Origin of the sequence: Eubacterium limosum (genome assembly GCF_000807675.2) — a bacterium.
Classification (GTDB): Bacteria; Bacillota; Clostridia; order Eubacteriales; family Eubacteriaceae; genus Eubacterium; species Eubacterium limosum.
On record NZ_CP019962.1, the window covers coordinates 3,941,543 to 3,960,029 of the forward strand.

At 47.7% G+C, this 18,487-nt stretch carries 23 protein-coding genes; 5 read left to right on the forward strand and 18 right to left on the reverse strand.

What is annotated here, in order from left to right:
* Window positions 1–16 precede the first annotated feature (16 nt).
* The 5 genes from B2M23_RS18550 to B2M23_RS18570 form a co-directional block, all read right to left on the reverse strand.
* Window positions 17–670: a hypothetical protein gene (locus B2M23_RS18550; RefSeq protein ID WP_038351519.1), complete on the reverse strand. Its 654-nt coding sequence runs from the start codon at window positions 668–670 to the stop codon at window positions 17–19.
* 102 nt (window positions 671–772) lie between these two features.
* Window positions 773–2,170, reverse strand: a complete 1,398-nt coding sequence (locus B2M23_RS18555) for an MDR family MFS transporter (protein WP_038351518.1) — start codon at window positions 2,168–2,170, stop codon at window positions 773–775.
* Window positions 2,167–2,610 (reverse strand): MarR family winged helix-turn-helix transcriptional regulator, encoded by a 444-nt coding sequence (locus B2M23_RS18560; protein ID WP_052237136.1) that lies wholly within the window; start codon window positions 2,608–2,610, stop codon window positions 2,167–2,169. Before B2M23_RS18560 ends, B2M23_RS18555 begins: the two co-directional genes overlap by 4 nt.
* A 183-nt stretch (window positions 2,611–2,793) precedes the next feature.
* Complete coding sequence (locus B2M23_RS18565) at window positions 2,794–3,042, reverse strand: DUF6485 family protein (RefSeq protein WP_227205241.1); 249 nt, start codon at window positions 3,040–3,042, stop codon at window positions 2,794–2,796.
* Between the two features lie 72 nt (window positions 3,043–3,114).
* Complete coding sequence (locus tag B2M23_RS18570) at window positions 3,115–4,332, reverse strand: MFS transporter (RefSeq protein ID WP_038351517.1); 1,218 nt, start codon at window positions 4,330–4,332, stop codon at window positions 3,115–3,117.
* A gap of 131 nt (window positions 4,333–4,463) precedes the next feature.
* On the opposite strand from B2M23_RS18570, the gene B2M23_RS18575 reads away from it, so the two are divergent.
* Window positions 4,464–5,132, forward strand: a complete 669-nt coding sequence (locus tag B2M23_RS18575; RefSeq protein WP_038351516.1) for a TetR/AcrR family transcriptional regulator — start codon at window positions 4,464–4,466, stop codon at window positions 5,130–5,132.
* 2 nt (window positions 5,133–5,134) lie between these two features.
* Here B2M23_RS18575 and B2M23_RS18580 read toward each other — a convergent pair whose 3' ends face one another.
* Together B2M23_RS18580 and B2M23_RS18585 are read right to left on the reverse strand one after the other, a co-directional pair.
* A complete protein-coding gene (locus tag B2M23_RS18580) occupies window positions 5,135–6,508 on the reverse strand; it encodes a uroporphyrinogen decarboxylase/cobalamine-independent methonine synthase family protein (protein ID WP_038351515.1) in 1,374 nt (457 codons plus the stop codon).
* Between the two features lie 38 nt (window positions 6,509–6,546).
* Window positions 6,547–7,755: an MFS transporter gene (locus tag B2M23_RS18585; RefSeq protein ID WP_038351514.1), complete on the reverse strand. Its 1,209-nt coding sequence runs from the start codon at window positions 7,753–7,755 to the stop codon at window positions 6,547–6,549.
* Window positions 7,756–8,056: 301 nt separating this feature from the next.
* Here B2M23_RS18585 and B2M23_RS18590 point away from each other — a divergent pair, with 301 nt between their 5' ends.
* The 3 genes from B2M23_RS18590 to B2M23_RS18600 are packed head-to-tail and all read left to right on the forward strand — an operon-like array spanning window position 8,057 to window position 11,513.
* Window positions 8,057–9,727 carry a glutamine--tRNA ligase/YqeY domain fusion protein gene (locus tag B2M23_RS18590; RefSeq protein WP_038351513.1) on the forward strand — a complete coding sequence of 557 codons (1,671 nt, stop codon included), beginning with the start codon at window positions 8,057–8,059 and terminating at the stop codon, window positions 9,725–9,727.
* A 35-nt stretch (window positions 9,728–9,762) separates the two neighbouring features.
* The gene (locus tag B2M23_RS18595; protein WP_038351512.1) at window positions 9,763–11,064 is read left to right on the forward strand and encodes a phenylacetate--CoA ligase family protein; all 1,302 of its coding nucleotides are present in this window, start codon (window positions 9,763–9,765) and stop codon (window positions 11,062–11,064) included.
* 11 nt (window positions 11,065–11,075) lie between these two features.
* Window positions 11,076–11,513, forward strand: a complete 438-nt coding sequence (locus B2M23_RS18600; protein WP_038351511.1) for an ACT domain-containing protein — start codon at window positions 11,076–11,078, stop codon at window positions 11,511–11,513.
* A gap of 74 nt (window positions 11,514–11,587) precedes the next feature.
* Here the strand turns inward: B2M23_RS18600 and B2M23_RS18605 are convergent, their stop codons facing one another.
* Window positions 11,588–11,893: a pyridoxamine 5'-phosphate oxidase family protein gene (locus tag B2M23_RS18605; RefSeq protein WP_038351510.1), complete on the reverse strand. Its 306-nt coding sequence runs from the start codon at window positions 11,891–11,893 to the stop codon at window positions 11,588–11,590.
* Window positions 11,894–12,012: 119 nt separating this feature from the next.
* On the opposite strand from B2M23_RS18605, the gene B2M23_RS18610 reads away from it, so the two are divergent.
* Complete coding sequence (locus tag B2M23_RS18610) at window positions 12,013–12,393, forward strand: winged helix-turn-helix transcriptional regulator (RefSeq protein ID WP_038351509.1); 381 nt, start codon at window positions 12,013–12,015, stop codon at window positions 12,391–12,393.
* A gap of 33 nt (window positions 12,394–12,426) precedes the next feature.
* On the opposite strand, the gene B2M23_RS18615 is transcribed toward B2M23_RS18610, so the two are convergent.
* The 10 genes from B2M23_RS18615 to B2M23_RS18660 form a co-directional block, all read right to left on the reverse strand.
* Entirely contained in the window at window positions 12,427–12,636 is a 210-nt protein-coding gene (locus B2M23_RS18615) for a helix-turn-helix domain-containing protein (protein ID WP_038351508.1), read from the reverse strand.
* 14 nt (window positions 12,637–12,650) lie between these two features.
* Entirely contained in the window at window positions 12,651–13,316 is a 666-nt protein-coding gene (locus tag B2M23_RS18620; protein WP_052237135.1) for a hypothetical protein, read from the reverse strand.
* Complete coding sequence (locus B2M23_RS18625) at window positions 13,297–14,535, reverse strand: MFS transporter (RefSeq protein ID WP_038351507.1); 1,239 nt, start codon at window positions 14,533–14,535, stop codon at window positions 13,297–13,299. Before B2M23_RS18625 ends, B2M23_RS18620 begins: the two co-directional genes overlap by 20 nt.
* 540 nt (window positions 14,536–15,075) lie before the next feature.
* Window positions 15,076–15,636, reverse strand: a complete 561-nt coding sequence (locus B2M23_RS18630; protein WP_081571296.1) for a YcbK family protein — start codon at window positions 15,634–15,636, stop codon at window positions 15,076–15,078.
* A 78-nt stretch (window positions 15,637–15,714) separates the two neighbouring features.
* Window positions 15,715–15,951, reverse strand: a complete 237-nt coding sequence (locus B2M23_RS18635) for a DUF2922 domain-containing protein (protein WP_038351506.1) — start codon at window positions 15,949–15,951, stop codon at window positions 15,715–15,717.
* A gap of 59 nt (window positions 15,952–16,010) precedes the next feature.
* Window positions 16,011–16,238: a DUF1659 domain-containing protein gene (locus tag B2M23_RS18640; protein ID WP_038351505.1), complete on the reverse strand. Its 228-nt coding sequence runs from the start codon at window positions 16,236–16,238 to the stop codon at window positions 16,011–16,013.
* A 122-nt stretch (window positions 16,239–16,360) separates the two neighbouring features.
* Window positions 16,361–16,963: an RNA polymerase sigma factor gene (locus tag B2M23_RS18645; RefSeq protein WP_133965475.1), complete on the reverse strand. Its 603-nt coding sequence runs from the start codon at window positions 16,961–16,963 to the stop codon at window positions 16,361–16,363.
* Window positions 16,964–16,974: 11 nt separating this feature from the next.
* Entirely contained in the window at window positions 16,975–17,184 is a 210-nt protein-coding gene (locus B2M23_RS18650) for a hypothetical protein (RefSeq protein ID WP_038351503.1), read from the reverse strand.
* A 130-nt stretch (window positions 17,185–17,314) separates the two neighbouring features.
* Window positions 17,315–17,755 carry a hypothetical protein gene (locus tag B2M23_RS18655; protein WP_038351502.1) on the reverse strand — a complete coding sequence of 147 codons (441 nt, stop codon included), beginning with the start codon at window positions 17,753–17,755 and terminating at the stop codon, window positions 17,315–17,317.
* Entirely contained in the window at window positions 17,752–18,465 is a 714-nt protein-coding gene (locus B2M23_RS18660; RefSeq protein ID WP_038351501.1) for a hypothetical protein, read from the reverse strand. The genes B2M23_RS18655 and B2M23_RS18660 overlap by 4 nt, the downstream gene beginning before the upstream one ends.
* Between the last annotated feature and the right edge of the window lie 22 nt (window positions 18,466–18,487).

Below are 18,487 nucleotides of genomic sequence, written 5' to 3' on the forward strand. Positions count from 1 at the left end.
AGGCGTCCTGGTTTTTTTAGAGCTGTGCTTTATACGCATCCAGCAGTGCTGCGTATTCCCTGTAGGGAACCTTGTACTTCTTTGCGCAGCCACAGCCAAGCCCTACGCAGTATGGCTCCAAATTCACTTCTATCCAGTCGTCCAGGTCCAGATTACCATCAAACTGAGACCATATTTTTGACTCGGCCTTTTCCCTATTTGAATCGAAGGGGTAACGAACCCCCACAAAGCGCGGGCTGTAGGACAGCTCAATAATATCGTCATCCCGCACGTTTTTGTCATTTTCATCCCGCCGTTTTTCGGCCTCTGCCTGCAGGTCCTCTATCTCTTTATCAAGACTTTCAATCTGCTCCAGATAAGCTGCCTGCACGTTTTCGGGGATACCCACATAGAGGGCCTGTCCCTTTTTATTTTCAATGCCGAACTGCTCTTCCATCCACTTGGCCATACCAAACTTAAAGCATAGCGCAGGACCTTCTTTTTTGTTGGTTTCGGCATAACAGCTGATAAAAGCCGGATTTTTCAGGGCTTCACCGTTTACCATGACCTGCTCACATTTATAACCGCGCAAAGTCGTTTTCTTGGCGGCATCCTCATCGGTTAAAGGGGCTGTACGAAGTTCAAACATGGCGTTTTTACCACCCAGCTCTGTTTCAAATCTAAATTCCATCCATTCCACCTCATTCTGTCAATTTTCCTCGTCTATTATACACCTTACGCCAAAGAATTTCAGCAAAAATCAAAGATAAAAAGCGGTCTGTCTCAATAAAGCCTACTCTTTACCCGGCTTCACTAAAAATACAGCAACCGCCAGCAAAACCGTTGTGGAGAGCGCCATGGCCAGAAAGGTGACATTTAATCCATGGATCGGCGCACGCGCGCCATAGCTGGTAAGGGAGCTGTTTGTCACAGCGGTCATAATACCTACAAAAACAGCCGAACCGATGGCGCCGGCAATTGTCCGGAGCGAAGTCAGGAGGGCGGTGCCGTGGGCGGTCAGCTCAATTTTAACCCCACTGATGCCCCAGGTTACCAACGGCATCATCAGGCAGCCAATGGCGGCACAGCGAATCGTATTGTAAAGGGACGCGACCCAGACAGAGGTATTCATCGTGATAAAGAACATGCCGATATTACTGGTCAGCATGAAAAGCGCGCCGGCAACAAATAATTTTTTGATTCCGATCCGGTCATAAATCTTCCCGGCAAAAGGGCTCACAATAGCCATAACCAGCGACCCGGGAAGGGTGACTAACCCGGAGAGTGTTGCCGAATAGCCCATAATGGACTGAACGTAAAGAGGCATGATGATGGACGACCCCATCATCACAAAATACAACAGCATGCTGCCAATCAGACTCAGGGTATACTCCTTATTTTTAAGAACGCGCAGCTCCAGGAAGGGCTCTTTTAAATGGAGCTGCCGATGAACGAAAAAGACCGAGGCCGTACAGCCAACCGCGAGGGGCAAGAGGATTTTAAAACTGACGAAAGCGCCGCTTCCCATATTTCCGATGCCCAGTGTAATGCCGCCAAAGGCAAAGGCACTGAGGATAAAGGACAGCAAGTCAAACCGGGTAATAACATTCTCCAGCACATTATCAAAAACAAAAACGGCAAAGACCAGCGAGATGAGCATAATAAAAATAGCAATGCAAAAGATCATCCGCCATCCCACTGAGTCTACCAGAAGCCCTGCAATTGTCGGCGCAATTACCGGAGCGGCGCCAACCGAGAGGCCGTACCACCCCATGATGCTCCCCTTTTTCTCAACCGGATAGATGGTCAGGAGGATAACCTGGGCCATGGAGGTCAGGACGCCGTTTCCGCAGGCCTGAAGAATTCTTCCAAACATCATGAACTGAAAATTAGGCGCGGCAGCACAGAGCAGCAATCCTAAGATAAAACAGCCAATAGCGGACAGATAAAGTTTTCTGGTTGGAAAACGGGTTATGAGAAAAGCTGTCAGCGGCATCATGGTTCCCATGGCCAGCGAATAACCGCTTGTGAGCCATTGTCCTGTCGTCACACTGATGTCGAAGGCTTTGATAATAGGCGGCAGAGCCGTTGTCAGGGCTGTTGCCAGCATGGACGAGGCAATACAGGTGATTAATATATTGATAAAAATCAGGGTTCTTTTCCTGTCGGTAATGTTAATGGTGTTGGTCAATGTTCTTCCCCTCTTGCGCTGTGATTGTTTATCTTATTTAAAAGAGCATAAAATGTCCGCTTTTCATCATCTGTTAAAGACGCCAGCATATCGCTGTGTACTTTCTTCTGCTTTTTTCGGCTTTTTTTTACTTCCTCTATCCCCTCCGCGGTCAGGGAGACCATTAAGCTTCGCCTATCCTTTTTAGACGGGACACGCTGCACATATCCCTTCTCCTCCAATTTAGACAGCAGCTCGCTTAAAGAAGGCGGGCGAATCTGCAGGGCATCAGCCATTTCTCTCTGGCTGATTTCATGTTTGTCTTCGAGAAAGAACAAACACCGGTATTGCCCCATAAATGGCCTCAGGTTGTCTCCCTCAGTATCCCGGGATGGAATATAACGGTTCATTCTCGCAACATTAAAAAACAGCTCAATGATTTCATTATCTGTGATATTCAAAGCAGTCTCCTCTTTTTTTTAGTTTATAAATACGCTTATTATCGTTAGGTACCTATCATTTTATATCTGTTTAGTATTATAGATAAGCCGTTCTTTTTTGTCAAGCTTGTTTTAGCACGGGCACAAAAAGAAAAAGACCGATGGTTTTTCCAAAGAAAACCATCGGTCTTTTTAATGGGCGGCCTAAGCCTGCTGCCTTCTCTTTACATCCTCTAAAAATGCTTCCAGGCTTCTGTCGTGGAGCTTTTCTCCTTCTTTGGAAAACAGGCAGCCTGGTATCTGTCCCCGGCCCCGATGCTTGGCGATACATTCACAGCAGTAGCCATGCTGTTTACAGCCAAATTCGGTACAGGTACAGCCCTGTTCATTTTTATCCTTCCGGCAGATACGCTCTTCGGCAGTTTCGGGTGTTTGACATGTGTTGCAGCTCATGATCATACTCCTCCTGATTCGTTTTTCAGGATTATTATATCACAGTACCCGGCACTTTGAAAACTTTCAGTTTTAATGGCTCGTTTTAGTAGTCTCCCTGAAACGGGAAGCCTGATCACATCTTACGCTGCGGTACTCCATCAGGGCAGACAGCAGAATCCATATGACTGGAAAAATAAGGATTGGCGTGAGCTCAGCGGTATCCAGAAGCTTCATCAACCCGGTGGTGATATATGTAGCCAAAAAGGTGGCGATGTACTGGACCCCGACCACAATTCCCATGGCGCGTGTCATACATACCGAGGGTACCACCTCTGTCACCTCCTGATAGACATAGGCAATGGACGTCATATAGGCCCCTCCCATCAGGGTTACAATTATAATCAGCAGAAAACGGTTCGGAAAAAGATATAAAAGTAAAAGTACAACAGACATGAGGACATCCGATACAACCGAGGTAAAGCTTCCCAATTTTCGATAGGTCCGATCAAAGAAAAAGGCAAAGACGGCACCGCCCAGGGTATCGACTGAAAGTGCGATGCCGGCATAACCGACATCGCCCAGACCATGTTCTACAATATATAAGGATAAAAAGAAACCCGGAACAAAATAGGTTATGCCCAGCACGATGAAATTTAAAAGCATTATCCAGAACCTGGAGCCTAATCTGGCAATGCCCGTGCCATTTTCCATTTTGTCTTTCTCCTGGTCGAAAAGCGTTTTGGGAAGGCTTGGGATAAACAAAGCCACCATCAGAGTCATCAAAGCCGCAGTCCAGTAAACATTAAAGGCACCGACCCATGACCGGTGTGCCAGATAGCCTGCCGCCACTGAAAAAAGAGACCCCGCCGCTGCCATGGCAGAATTGTAATATCCCATGTATTTTGCCCGGATACGCTCATCGACATACAGCTCCGCGATCATCGTAACTGCCGCGACATTGATATAAGCAGAGGCTGTCCCACAGATCAGATTTACTGCGATAAAACCATAAATACTAACCTGACGTGTAAAAAGCAGCGCTGAAACGGTAAAGATCACACAGGCTGTCAGCAGGGCTTTTTTCCGGTTTGTCCGGCTGTAGATCGCTGGTGAGATAAAGGATACGCACATTATTACAATATATGGACCGGAAATAAAGAAATTGACAGCCATTGCCTGTTCTGGAAAGGCTTCGTAGATATTATAATTGATCACCTGAAAAATGGTGGTGTACATCACCGCAAAGGAGGTGGTCAAGATACTGACATAAGCCAGCAGCCTTCTTGTTCTGGAGAACGCCTCTAACATAATAGACCTCTGATTCTGGATGATTTATCCTTTAAATAAAATAATTCTTCTGTTTTAATCTCTGTATATTTTGTGTTATCATAATGGTACATTATTATTTGACCGCGATTAAAAAAGGAGGCGTAATCAAAATGGCAACAGAAAATAAAAACGGGATTTCGACACGAAAGAAAATTCTCAGCACTTGCAGGCATCTGTTTTATGAAGAAGGGTTTTCTGCCGTAACCTTTGCTGGAATCTGTAAAGCGACAAATACAAACCCCGGCTCAGTCTCTTACCATTTTAAAAGCAAGATTAACATTGCCCTGCTGATCTATCAGGAAATCATGGAGACGCTCTCAAACGAATCCAAGGCACTTTTTCCCGACAGCGATCTGACACAGCAGCGCATGCTGGCACTTGCCATGCATTTACGTCTGCTTTATGACAACGCCAAATACCGGCGTTTTTCGGCCGAGGTCTGCACACAGCGCGCTTATGACAAGGAGCTGTCACGTTTTGTCTACAGCTATTCGGAACCCTTTCTTGTCGCCAAGGAGTACATGAGCGAACAGAAAGCCCTGTTCTACTTTGCCGCTATGATTGGAATGGACGGTTACCTGGAGTCCTATATCGACCGGGACATTGACCATCTGACCTTTGATGAAATCTTTAATTATTATATTGAGCTGCACTACTCCTTCCTGGAAAAAATGGATTTCTCCAAACGCATATCCCGCGTTTATGAGGATCTGGGCACTCTGGATATCCGGATATCCGAGGACTTCAAGCTCTCCATCGCACCCTGTCCTCAAGAATAGGTCTAGCAGCTCATATAGAAAAATTTTTCAAATACTGCGTCCTGGGCTGCCATTACCAATGCCCTGGCGTTATCTGGCGTATTGGGATAGTATTTCAGATAATCGTCCCAGCTCTGGTAATAGCGGCTTTTAAATGCCGGAACCTCTGAATGGTGATAGTCTTCCTTCCTGAAGACTTCGCCCGTGGCGGTTCCGTCATTTTCATATACGCCATAATCCCGCACTGTTTCACAGACCGCCGCCAGGTTTTCAAGCTTGATATCCGCCAGTGTGATGGGGTCCTTGTCAAAGCCGAAAATATATTGTCCGCCGGGCGCCATAATATCCAGCCAGGCCTTTGTTTTATCAATAACCTCCTGCTTTGTACAGGTTAAAAGATTGTTCAGCGGGAAGCCGCCGCCCAAAACAAACTTTTTGCCCAGTTTTTTCTTGATTTCGCGTGGGTCGGTCAGTTCAAAGGTAAAGTACATACCCGTTGGCAGCTCATACAGATAATCCAGCAGCCTTGTCCAGTCGTGCTCTAAAAAGGCGCCGCAGCGCATTCCGAGGGCCGCGTAATCTGTTACCAGGCGTTTCCAAGAAGGCAGCCACACCTCTGCAAAATCCTTCTCACGGATATAGGTTGCCATATGCAGCTGGAACATGGTTGGATTATAGCGGTTGATCTGACGGCTGTCTGTGCATTTTCCCATTTTGTACATCATTGGATAAATGGCGTCAAGGGCTTCTGACAGCTCCTTCCGGTGTCTTCGGACATCCATGCAGATTCCTGAAAAGCTCCTGAGCTGATCCCCGATCCAGTCCATCGGGGCACGGCCAAAGCCCTGAATGCCGACATCTGATGGGTAGCCGTATTTTTCGTTAAGCCTCTCTACCATGGACCCTGTTTTTGCATAGTAGTCGCCCTCCAGAACCATCTCCTCATACAATGAAAACAAAACCTTTCCCGCACTTTCCTCCACATTAAGGTTTTTATAAAGCCGCGGAACACATTTATCAATTAAAAAGGCATAGGGATCTTCGATGAGCTCGCTGTACTCATCGGCCTGCATGCACTCTGTGTTGGGGTGCTGCATGATCCCGGTATTGGACATCAGCTTGTTTTTGGCGTCCAGAGTCTGGGATGAGTAAGGTGCGTAGACAGATCCCGCATAAATACAGGTATCGGTCGGGATCATTTCGCACAGCTCCTCCGCTGCCGGCTCAAGCAGTGAAGGGTCCCAGTAGGCGGCCTTTCGGTCTACTTTACCATAATCTGCCACTGCTGTTAAAGGCAGGCTGACCGAAATAGGCACCCGTTTCGGAATTTTATTGTCAAATACATCTTTGATATTTTGTGTTCGTTCTTCACATGTTTTTTTTACGTCATCTCTCATTTATTTTAATCTCCTTTTGATTTGTTAAACCGATGCTTTTACGCTTCACTGGTCTTTGTAAAACGTTTCTTTTCAATTGCCGATACAAATATTTCTGCCACAAACAGTACTGCCAGTATGATGGCTGAAATAATCCATGTTTTTACGAAGGAATCGGTGTGCATGATCTGTGTCAGCCATGTTGCGTAGTAAGTACTGGCAAAAGAGCCAATGCCGTAAACCGCTGTCGAGATGGATACTGAATCGTCATACCGGGATTTTGGTACAATCGCAAATCCCTGGGCATAAGCATATGAGAAAGCATATTTGTAGGTACAGCCCCCTATAGTACCCACAACCAGAACCGTTGCCACTGATGGGAAAAGAATCAGAATAAACAGGGACAGCGCGGCTACAAGATAACAGAGGGTAATGGTCTGCCGTTTGAGCTTGCTGTAAACAAATCCAAAGCCCAGGCAGAGCACAAACCCGGCCAGGGATTTAACTGAGGCCGAAATTCCTGCCAGCTCGGTCCCGCCAATACCATTTTCCATAATGTAGGAGGACAGATAATAGAGGACCGTCCCCCCCAATACCACATTCATCACAAACCATCCAAAGCTCATCCACCAAAACCGCCAGCCCAGGGATTCCTTTTCAGCCTTGCCGCCGGACTGCTGCGCGGCCTGGCTCTCTGGACGGATACTGGGAATAAACACGATCAGCAAAATTACCATTGGCACCGCTGACCAGTAAATCTTAAAGACATTCTGCCAGACACCGCTGGCTGCCAGAATACCGGCCGCATAGCTGAAGATAACCCCTACGAGACTCAGGGCCGCATTATAATAGCCTGTAATTTTAGCCCTTTTCGTCTCGTCCTCATAGAGATCCGCGATCAGGGCGACAGCCACCACATTGACAACACCTGAACCAATCCCCACCAGAGTACGCATGATACACATGTATAAAAAATCATCGACTAAAACGCCTAAGATCGCCCCAACGGCAAAAACAACGCCGCCCGCAATCATAACGGTCCGCTTGTTAACCTTTTTCAGAACCACGCCGGTTAATAAAGACGCAATGACAACAATTAACATTGGTCCCGAAATAAAATAATTAATATACCCCATTGAATCCGGATAGGCCTGATATAACAGACCAATTACAGGATTAATGGCCAGATCCGCCATAACGGCAATGGCTGTGGCCATAATGGCAATGACTGCCAACGTTTTCTTTGACTGTGACATTTCCACTGACATAACACTCTCTCCTTAATACTTGATTTACTGCATTAACCTCTGCTCCTCTTTATGTAACACACTTTTTTACTCCCTTCAATTATTTGAGCGTGATTAAATTTGAGTATGCTCAAATTATATTTCGTTTAATTTCGTTTGTCAAGACAAAATTTTAAAAATTCTATATTTTACGTTTTTCGAAATTATGGAAATCCGCCGCAATTTCTCCCACAATATCCCATCTTAACTATAGGCTTTTGCACAATTTTATGATATTATTTTAGGAAGTATAAAAATTAAGGATCACAACAGGAGAGAATAGATGGAGACAAACGAAAAAACCAATTTTATTATCAACGCCATTGATGAGGATAACAAAAACCATGTGTATACCGACGAGCGCGTACACACCCGTTTTCCACCCGAACCCAATGGCTATTTACATATTGGCCACGCCAAGGCCTCTTTGCTGAACTACCGCATTGCCAAAAAATACAACGGAAAGTTCAACCTGCGTTTTGACGACACCAACCCTGTCAAGGAAGACATTGAATATGTCAACTCGATCAAAGAGGATTTATCCTGGCTGGGCATTGACTGGGAAGACCGCCTCTACTTTGCGTCCAGCTATTTTTCAAAAATGGCGGAATACGCCGTAGAGCTCATTAAAAAGGGCCTGGCCTTTGTAGATGACTTAAACGCAGACCAGATTCGTGAATACCGCGGCACACTCAAGGCGCCCGGTAAGGAAAGCCCCTACCGCAACCGCTCTGTATCCGAAAACCTTGAACTTTTTGAAAAAATGAAAGCCGGCGAATTTGACGAGGGCGTTAAAGTACTCCGGGCTAAAATCGACATGGCCAGCCCGAATATGAACATGCGCGATCCAGTCATTTACCGTATCCTGCACACCAAGCACCCCAATACCGACGAAGACTGGTACATCTACCCCATGTACGATTTTGCCCATCCGGTGGAGGATGCCATCGAAGGCATCACCCATTCCCTCTGTACCCTGGAATTTGAAGACCACCGTCCCTTCTACGACTGGGTTCTGGCCAACCTGGACGACTTTAAGGCCGAGCACCCCCGCCAGATCGAATTTGCAAAGCTGAACCTGTCCGGTACCATTATGGGCAAACGCTACCTGAAAAGACTGGTCGATGAAGGCATTGTGGATGGCTGGGATGACCCGAGACTGGCGACTATCTCCGGTATGCGCCGCCGTGGCTATACACCGGAGGCTATTCAGGCTTTCTGTGAGGAGATCGGCGTCGCCAAGGCAAACTCCACTGTCGACATCGCCATGCTGGAGCATTTTATCCGCGACGACTTAAAGCTGAAAGCCCCGCGTGTCAATGCTGTACTCGATCCGCTCAAGGTTACCATTACCAATTATCCTGAGGATCAGATCGAGTGGCTTGAAATTGAGACAAATCTGGATGTACCGGAAATGGGCATGCACAAAATGCCTTTTGGACGTGAAATCTATGTTGAAAAATCAGACTTTATGGAAGTTCCGGTTAAAAAATACTTCCGTCTCTTCCCTGGCAATGAAGTCCGCCTGAGAGGCGCCTATTTCATTACCTGCAACGAGGTTATCAAGGATGAAAACGGCGAGGTCATCGAGCTTAAATGTACCTATGACCCAGAAACAAAATCCGGCTCCGGTTTTACAGGCCGCAAAGTCAAGGGAACCATCCACTGGGTATCAGCCTCCGAAGGAGAACAGGTTGAGGTTCATATGCTGAACCCGCTGCTTAAGGATGAAGAAGGCTTTGACGCTGACACCTTCCTTGATAAAATTAACCCGGACTCACTGAAAAAGATCACCGCCTGGGTAGAACCGCGTGTGCTGGAAGCCAGCCCCTATGACAAGTTCCAGTTTGTCCGCCAGGGTTATTTCTCCGTTGACCCTAAATATTCAACCGAGGGAAATCCGGTCTTTAATCAGGTCGTGCCGCTTAAAAGTTCCTGGCGTCCAGGTAAGTAATCCGCATTCAATCGCGTTTATCATAAGGAGTAAATATGATTTGGTCATTAAAAGAAACCCTGCCCCGCGAAGAAATTCGCGAAATTCAATTCAAACGTCTGAAAAAAACACTCAAGCACGTCTATAAAAATGTGCCTTACTACAGAAACCTGTTTAAGGCCAATAAAATCAAGCCCGATGATATCCGTTCTCTGGAGGACCTGCGTTTTCTGCCTTTTACCACCAAGGAGGATCTTCGGATGAACTATCCCTTCGGCCTGTTCGCAGTGCCGAAGGAAAAAATCGTGCGCTACCATGCGTCCTCCGGCACCACCGGCAACCCCACTGTTGTAGGCTACACCAGGAAGGATCTTGAAACCTGGGCCGAGTGTATTGCCCGTCTGGTTACCATGGGTGGCGTTACCAAACGGGATACTGCGCATGTATCCTTTGGCTACGGCCTGTTCACGGGCGCTTTTGGCCTACACCAGGGCCTTGAAAAGGTTGGAGCCGGCGTTGTGCCCATGTCCAGCGGCAATACCCAGAAGCAGATAAAAATCATGAAGGATTTTGGCGCCACTGTACTCATCGGCACGCCTTCCTACGCGCTGCGCCTGGCTGAGGTGGCTCAGGATATGGGCCTGGACCCGGCGACGGATTTAAACCTGCGGGTCGGCTGTTTTGGCGGTGAAGGCTCCACCGAGGCCATGCGCGCCAAGATCAACGAGGCCTTTGGCCTGTTTGCCACTGAAAACTACGGGATGAGCGAGCTCATCGGCCCTGGTGTTTCCGGCGAATGCCAGGCGCTCACTGGCATGCACATCAATGAGGATCACTTTATCGCAGAAATCATTGACCCTGTGACCTTGGAGGTTCTGCCAGAAGGCGAAACCGGCGAGCTGGTCATCACGCCTATCACCAAGCAGGCACTGCCGCTGATCCGTTACCGCACAAAGGATATCACCCATCTCGATTATTCCCCCTGTGCCTGTGGCCGTACCACTGCCCGCATGGCCAAGATTGAAGGCCGTACCGATGATATGCTCATCATCAGCGGTGTCAATGTCTTCCCGTCCCAGATCGAGGAAGTGCTGCTGAGTATTGACGGCATTGGCTCCAACTATCTGATTACCGTCAGCAAGAAGGGGTATCTGGATAAAATCGAAATTGATGTGGAGGTAATCGACCACGATCTGCTGGATTCTGTCACCAAGCTGGACGCGCTCTATGCCGAAATCAAGACCAAGCTTCATACCATCCTGGGGATTCACCCAACCATCCACCTCGTTGAACCAAAGAGCTTAAAACGTTCCGAAGGAAAGGCCCAGCGTGTCCTTGACCTTCGCAATGAAAAATAAGGAGGCCCGATATGTTAATCAAACAATTATCCATTTTTATCGAAAACAAAAAAGGACATCTTGCCAGCATCACAAAGGTGATCTGTGACGCCGGAATTGATATCCGGGCGATCTCGGTTTTTGACAGCTCGGAATTCGGCATACTGCGCCTGGTCGTCAACGAACCCTACAAAGCCGCTGAGCTACTGAAAGAGGCCGGTCACGTGGCCAAAATGACCGATGTGCTGGCGGTTGAGCCCGAAGACCGAATCGGCGCCATGTACCGCATTTTTGACACTTTATCCGATAACGACATCAATGTGGAATACGTCTATTCCTTTGTCATGCGCAATCAGAGCGCCATGCCCCTGGTCATCATGAAAACAAGCGACCAGGAAAAAGCCATCGAGGTGCTCAAGAACTCTGGCGTTATTGTTCTGCCAAAGGAAGATGTCTATCAGGTCGATTGAAATTGCTTTAAAGACTAAAATAAAAATCACAGGGCGTTCGCTCTGTGATTTTTTTGAATCCAAAATTTCAAACATTAAAGCAACAGTTCCGCACTCTCAGGTGTAAAGATGACTTCTTTATCCTTAACCACTGCATTTCCGACAAGACGGTAGCCCTTTGGGCCGCCGTCTACAGTTGCTGCCAATATCCAGGTCTTTGGATTTTTCTGTAAATTTTTCTGGGTAACTTCCATTTTATATATGCCAATAATAATGGCATCTTCACCTGCTTTGACATTTCCCACAATGATCGGATGGGGCTCTCCTGCTTCACCAACCGTTACGATGGTTACATAGCTGGAACCTTCAATTACTTTTTTGACATCTTCCTGTATTTTCATCACAATACTCCTTTGTTTTATTGACAGCTGTTTACTCCGGATTTACTATCTGGTATAATTATACTACCATAAAAAGATGTAATCAATTACGCAGTTTATTATGAGTAGGTGAGAAAAAAATGAGTACCCTGAAAAACACTGAAAGCCAAACCTGTACTGGCAATTGCCCCTGCGGCGAATACTGCCTGCTGACCATTGCGCTTAACCTGATTGGCGGCAAATGGAAGATTCCGATCATCTGTGCCTTGAAGCAGGACGGCCCCACACGTTATAACGAATTGAAACGAAAGATATCCGGTATTACCAACACCATGCTGGCCAGCTCATTAAAAGAACTGGAAAGCAGCGGCCTGATCTACCGAAGACAATATGATGAAATGCCGGTCCGGGTAGAATACAGTCTGGCCGAGCTGGCCGAAGGCTTAATTCCTATTCTTTCTCAGCTTGCCATGTGGGGACAGCAAATGCACGAGCTGGCCTCCCCCACAGTAAACAAATAGGCTGCTATAAAGTCCTTGTATTCCCAATGGTTCTCAACCCTGGCTGCCGCCGGCCAGACGGTGCTTTACGGCTATGTGATAGAGCTTTATTTTATGCTGCAGGTTTTGTCTGGATATCCCCAAAATCCTGGCGCTTTTGGAAATATTGTAGCAGTTCTCGGCCAGCACATCCAATAAAAGCTCTTTTTCATAGGCATGAAGGGCTTCCTTTAAGTCACGTGTTCCTGTTTCTTCGCCTTTCATTTTTTACCTCCATTTTATCCAAATATCCGTTCATAGGCCTCTGGATCAAAGGGGACCTTGCGCCCGATGCAGTCATATTTCTTGCACAGACTACAATTATCATAATCCGCATCGCTTGAAAAAAGCAGCTCCGACACCGAGTATCCCGGCTCCATATAGTTTTTTTCTGTCAGCCGGACCCCAATGGTCTCCGTCACGTCTCCGATGATCTCAAAAAGAGCAGGATTGTTGGCGATCGGCCAGTCTGGCAGTGAGCCCGGATTCAAGCGTCCCATATGGTCAAAGGCAAAATGCTCTTTTAAATAGCGGTCCACCGCCGCACGAGCCTCTCTGAGCGCGGCATATTTTAACAGATTACGCACCTCATCTGAGGGCTGCCGGAGGGCGTCCAGCTCGTCGCCGGCAGTTACCACTGTGGCAAAAACCCGTTCGATTCCCTTCAGCTTTTCCGCCAGCAGATGGCTTTCAAAAGTTTTATGCGCAACCTGCACCCGGTCATCGCCAAGCGCCTTTACAGCGCACCATTTAATGATGGCCCTGGGCCTCACAATCTTTTCGGCCGCTGCTGCCCATCGTAGAAGCTCGCTGTAAACCTGTGATTGGGGATCAATGTTTTTATCCTCTGCAAAAGCCTCGATGTCATAAAAAATTTCCATGGGATTAAATACGATTTTTTCCATTTTGTTTTCCGCCTTTCTCGCGATCACTTTTTATCATCAAGCAGATTACCACGGCTAAAACTGCCATTACCAGCATCAGCTGATAGGCCAGAGTAAAGCTGCCTGTTGCCTTTTTAATTGCGCCGCCCGCATAATTGCCGATCATGGAGCCCAGCCCCAGCGAAAGGTTTAACAGCCCGAACAGGCGGGCTGTTTTATCCGGCGGCAAAATTCTTGAAACATAGGTAGGATGCAGTCCAAAAATACCATTGTAGGTCAGCCCAAAAATAGCACAGGCCAAAAGCGCAGCAGCCGCACCGCCTAAAAAGACCACTGAGGCAATGGACAGCACCGATATCCCGTAGGTTATGATCATGGCTGTTTTAGCCGAGGTGCGGTCCGCCAGCATACCGGCCATAAGACCGCTGAAAATACCGATAAAGCCAAACACGCTCCAGCAAAGTCCTGAAACCTGCTCACTGAGTCCCAGATCCTCCTGCATAAGGGGAACAATGTAGCTTTGAAAGGGGATCAGATAAAGACCCGAAACCACAAGCAGAGCCACCAGCAGCAAGTAATGCCGCCAGACACTGCCGGCGGGCTGTCCTCCCTGCGCAACCGGTCCGGGCTCATGCCCTGACTCCGCCAGCCCAGGACCCTCTGGGCTCTTTTTCCCGAGCGCTGTAACTGCATAAATTCCTACGGCCCCCAGAATAAGACTGATCATCCCAAAGACCAGCCACACTGTGTGCCATGTGCCGTATTTAAGGAGCCACGGAATAAGCACACCGTTTAAAATCAAGCCAAAGGAGGTTCCGCTTGAGATAATCCCCAGGCTCTTTCCCCGGTTCTTCTCCTGGATATTTTCTGCCACAAAGGCCACCATGGGTATCCAGGAGGTTGCGGCAAAAATCCCCTGGAGGGTAACAATACAGAGCAGTACCCATGGGTTATTCACAAACGCCAGCAGTGTGACGCTGACGCCGCAGAGCACTACCGAGCCTCCAATCAAATGCCTGACGCTGACCACGCTGCAGAGCAGCCCGCCAAGCAGTGAAAACAACAGATAGGCGCCCTGATGAAAGGCGTTAATCCGGCCTACAAATTCATAGTCAATCCCCAGCTCTCTGACAATATCCGGGGTAATCATCGAAAAAATATATCTTCCAAAAGCAAAGGTAATCGTGATAAAGCCTGTCAGGCAGCAGACATAAATAAGCTCTCTGCGTCTTTCAGTCATGATAATCCCTTCCTTCTGTCATTCAGTTTTTAAAAATATCCGCGGATTCCCAACTCTCCGGAATCTGCGTCTCTATAACGTCGCATACCATTTCTTCATAGCCTGTTTATGTTTTATGGAGGTTTTTTAAACCGCTTTTTTTCTACATTCATTATACTTTCCTTTCCCTGTTTTAAACAAGCCTTTTCTGCCTAAAACAAACTAAATTTCCTGACATTATACCAATGCAATTTTCGTGCCAGTTCCTTCAATATTTTCAAGGAAAGTCTGATTTTCATCATACCTAAAATATCTTATAAAATCACAATTATTTTATAAAAACAGACTGCTTATTCTTTTAACAGACCTTTTTTACTGCATAAACCCATTACACGCAAAATCATATGACACCCTCCCTACTAAAGCCATTGTCAACGTTTTACAAACCGCAATTTAAAAAAACGCCAAATATTTTGCACCCAATATGTTTTAAAAAACAGCAAAAAATAGAAAAATCTTGAGCTTTTTCAGACATTTTTTAACAAACCGGACGCTCTGACCTCAGGGAATGATCTCCACATGAATATACCCGCTGCCGTAATAGGGCAGCACGTTCAGGCCCAGTTCTTTGGCAGTCTGGGCCAGATCCCCAACCCCGATCCCCGGGCAGTAGAGATCCGCCGCGCAGCCCCGCTTGTGGAAGGACCAGCTGACGCCCCCCACCTCCTCGTTGCGCGCCTCACACCGCACCCCGGAGGTGATGATGATTGGCCGTTCATAACTGCACCGCAGCGCCTCAATCTTCTCCAAAAGCTCGGGCCGCATGGCGCAGGGCCAGCCATCACAGTAGCCTGTACAGTCGCATCGATATTCTTCCATGGCAAAATGGGGGGATGCCATGAGGGGTTCTCTTTCTTCGGGTTCTGGCGCTTTTGGTTCTTCTGTCGCTCCGGCCGGGATTTCCGGCTCAGCGGGCGGCGCCTTTAGGGTCTGCTCCACTGCCCGCTCTGCTGTGGGTGCGGGCGGGGCTGCCTCCCTGTCCAGCCGCCCCAAAAAGACCAGGGCGGTCAATGCGCAGGCAGCTATCAGTGTGAAAGTCACACCTTTTTTATATGTGTTCATTCGATTTTCCTTTCTTTTCTGGATTTCTTCTCTAGTTTGTCCCTCTCGCTATTAAAAAAAGGGCTTTCGCCCCTTCTTTTATGCTGCTTCCTCAATGACCACGTCGGTTTTGGTGGTGTCGACCTTCACGGCCCCGGTCACCTTGACCAGCCCAAATCCGTCGGGCAGAAAGGCGCCCTGGTCCACAATGGCTTGGGCTCCGGCCTTGATCTCGGCGTCGGTGATGCCCTCCTTATAATCGGGAATGGTGATTTTGAATTCCTTCCCGTCCGCTCGCTGGAAATAGATGGTTAAATCTTTATTGGTTGTTGGCATTTTTTAGTCTCCTTCTAAATTTAAATTTTGTGGTTCTGGCTTAAATCGCTGCTTTTCCACTACGCTACTTCGATAAATTCTTCCGCAGTCACCTTTACCTGCTTTTCCCGAATGGGTTCCTGCATACCGGTGATGGCTTTGGCTGTGCCTATAAAGGCTTCGTCGGTGACTGCTGGATCGACGTCGCCATAGGTTTTTGAGGACTTGACGATCTTCCCTTCTCTTTCGCCGTGGTTCACGGTGACTTTCATGCCAACGGATTCAATGTTTTTTTCAATGGTTGCCATTTTCTTACCTCCTGAATTGTTTTTTGTGTCTGGCGTTTTGCCTTACACTTATACAATCCGTTTTTGGGGTACAAAAAGGACATGGTGGGTTAAAAAAATATAATTTAAGTTTTTATTAAGCTTTAGAGAACTTCTCTGAGTTTTCTAAAAGCGCTTCGGCAGGCCCGGGTCATCATGGACGGATTCACACCTTCTGCCCTTGCCAGCTCTGTCAGATCCCCTTTCTGCTGGTAAAAATACTGAAAAGCTGCCTTCTGGCGGGGCGGCAGCTTCTCGTAGACCTGGACCAGCCGCTGGTTTTTCTCTTTTCGCAGATATGCCTCTGCCACATCGGTTTTCTCATCTATAATCAACTCGATCAGCGCTATGGCTCCGCCTTCTCCTTCTATCTGCCGGTCCAGGGATTCCTCTGGCTTGACGGATCTTTCAAACCGCCCCTCCCGCCGCTTTTTAAAGTAGTTGGTGAGCCGTAACCGGATGAACACCTGAAAGTAAACCCGGGCGTCCAGCTCAAAATCACGGAGGGCTTCCAGAAAAACGCAGACAGCGTCCTGGTAAGCGTCCTCATATTCCTTTTGATCATACACATACTTTTGTATGGTCGTTAAAATCAGCGGCCTGAAGGCAAAGATCAGCTTTTCCTTTGCCTGTTGATCGCCCGCCTTCGCTTTTTTTACCAGCCGCTCTAAGCCGATGTAGTTTTCTGAATCATCGTTTTGTTTCAAACGCGCCTCCTTCATTCCTCCTCCCGGATGCTCTTAAGCTCCAGCACAATCCCCGGATAACGGCTCTCCACCGAATCCGAAAACTCGTTAAACAGATCCTCGGCCTCCTCGTCACTCCTCGCGAAAAAGCCCATATCCAAGAAACATTCTGCCTTGACCCGGTAAGCTCGTCTCCGCCCGATGATCCCCGGGCCGGTTCCATAAAAATTCTGCGCGTGCATGGCGCACCTCCTGTATGTATATATATAATATATAAAAATAATAATGTTATTGTTATTTATGTCGACACGGGTGTCGGTGATTTGGCGTCCACTTTTTGTTTTTGCCAAAATTTGCCGACACCGATGTCGGTCATGCCTGTGGATAACTTTTTCCGGCATCCTTCCCCGGTTCCAGGGAAAAGGACTCTGGATTACCCACGTAATCGTAAACAATGGTCACCTTTTCGGATAACACATGCCTGATCTCCCGGGGCTCCACATTGGGGCGCAGAGGGATCATCGTGTAAATCCCTGCGCCTTGGGCACTGCCCTTTTGATAGATGATCCGCCCCTTAGCTTCAAGCTCCTGCCGGTAGCGCATCATCTGCCGCTCCGAACAGTGCATCACATCAATAATCCGCTTGTTGCCGATAATGAATTCCACCCGCCAGAGCCATTCGCCCGAGGTAGTGAGCAGCGCACACCAGCTGTTAAACACCATGAGCACCACCCATAAGAAGAAAGCGCCCGGGCTCAGCTCGTGATCCTCCAGCCACTCAAACAGATAGCGGATCTCCTTGAAAAAGCTCAAGCCCCATACTCCACAATAAAACGGATATCCTCAAACAGCGCTTCCTTATGCTTAAGGCGGCTGATCTCTTTGTCAAGATGGGCAAGATTGCGGTGAAGCGCCCCGTTTGTAGACGCTTGCTTCTCAAGGGCTTCTGTCAGAATTGATATAGTTTTATCCTTAGCGTAATCAACGCTGCCCAGAGCTTCCAGATACACAAGGGGCGGATAATAGTCCATAATGATCGAACAAAAACGCCTTGCCTCATCCCTGAAGCTGGCTACACCCATGAGCTGAAGCTCATTGCCGCTGACCAGATAGGCCCAATGCCGCTTTCCGTCCGAGCACCGAACCCGTTCCATTCTCAGGCCGCCGGGGAGTGCAATCTTCTCCAGAAAATCTCTATGACAGCGAAGTTCCAGATAATCACAAAGGTCTGTTGCCACATACCAGTAAGCCCTGACCTCAAAGATATCATAATCCCCTTTCATGCCGTTAATCAGCTTTTTGAGATGAATGATCTGATCCATCAAAGCGCCCGACTCGTTGTCATGGGCGGTCATCAGGCGCTTTTTAAGCTTTGATATCTCATGGTGTAAAACAGAGACGTGCAGCTCGCGCTTTTCCTGGATCAAAACACAGCGTACATCTGCATATTCGGATGATTTCAGGGTTTTTTCTTCCAAAATTATGGTCTCTTCGTCAATTTTTCGGTTTAATATTCTGTTCATTGTAAACTCTCCTTTTAACCTT

Excerpts from the sequence above, each read along its gene's own strand:
- B2M23_RS18550 (WP_038351519.1), bottom strand. The coding sequence starts at position 670 with ATGGAATTTAGATTTGAAACAGAGCTGGGTGGTAAAAACGCCATGTTT.
- B2M23_RS18565 (WP_227205241.1), bottom strand. The coding sequence starts at position 3,042 with ATGAGCTGCAACACATGTCAAACACCCGAAACTGCCGAAGAGCGTATC.
- B2M23_RS18570 (WP_038351517.1), bottom strand. The coding sequence starts at position 4,332 with ATGTTAGAGGCGTTCTCCAGAACAAGAAGGCTGCTGGCTTATGTCAGT.
- B2M23_RS18575 (WP_038351516.1), top strand. The coding sequence starts at position 4,464 with ATGGCAACAGAAAATAAAAACGGGATTTCGACACGAAAGAAAATTCTC.
- B2M23_RS18580 (WP_038351515.1), bottom strand. The coding sequence starts at position 6,508 with ATGAGAGATGACGTAAAAAAAACATGTGAAGAACGAACACAAAATATC.
- B2M23_RS18585 (WP_038351514.1), bottom strand. The coding sequence starts at position 7,755 with ATGTCAGTGGAAATGTCACAGTCAAAGAAAACGTTGGCAGTCATTGCC.
- B2M23_RS18590 (WP_038351513.1), top strand. The coding sequence starts at position 8,057 with ATGGAGACAAACGAAAAAACCAATTTTATTATCAACGCCATTGATGAG.
- B2M23_RS18595 (WP_038351512.1), top strand. The coding sequence starts at position 9,763 with ATGATTTGGTCATTAAAAGAAACCCTGCCCCGCGAAGAAATTCGCGAA.
- B2M23_RS18600 (WP_038351511.1), top strand. The coding sequence starts at position 11,076 with ATGTTAATCAAACAATTATCCATTTTTATCGAAAACAAAAAAGGACAT.
- B2M23_RS18605 (WP_038351510.1), bottom strand. The coding sequence starts at position 11,893 with ATGAAAATACAGGAAGATGTCAAAAAAGTAATTGAAGGTTCCAGCTAT.
- B2M23_RS18610 (WP_038351509.1), top strand. The coding sequence starts at position 12,013 with ATGAGTACCCTGAAAAACACTGAAAGCCAAACCTGTACTGGCAATTGC.
- B2M23_RS18615 (WP_038351508.1), bottom strand. The coding sequence starts at position 12,636 with ATGAAAGGCGAAGAAACAGGAACACGTGACTTAAAGGAAGCCCTTCAT.
- B2M23_RS18620 (WP_052237135.1), bottom strand. The coding sequence starts at position 13,316 with ATGGAAAAAATCGTATTTAATCCCATGGAAATTTTTTATGACATCGAG.
- B2M23_RS18625 (WP_038351507.1), bottom strand. The coding sequence starts at position 14,535 with ATGACTGAAAGACGCAGAGAGCTTATTTATGTCTGCTGCCTGACAGGC.
- B2M23_RS18630 (WP_081571296.1), bottom strand. The coding sequence starts at position 15,636 with ATGAACACATATAAAAAAGGTGTGACTTTCACACTGATAGCTGCCTGC.
- B2M23_RS18635 (WP_038351506.1), bottom strand. The coding sequence starts at position 15,951 with ATGCCAACAACCAATAAAGATTTAACCATCTATTTCCAGCGAGCGGAC.
- B2M23_RS18640 (WP_038351505.1), bottom strand. The coding sequence starts at position 16,238 with ATGGCAACCATTGAAAAAAACATTGAATCCGTTGGCATGAAAGTCACC.
- B2M23_RS18650 (WP_038351503.1), bottom strand. The coding sequence starts at position 17,184 with ATGCACGCGCAGAATTTTTATGGAACCGGCCCGGGGATCATCGGGCGG.
- B2M23_RS18660 (WP_038351501.1), bottom strand. The coding sequence starts at position 18,465 with ATGAACAGAATATTAAACCGAAAAATTGACGAAGAGACCATAATTTTG.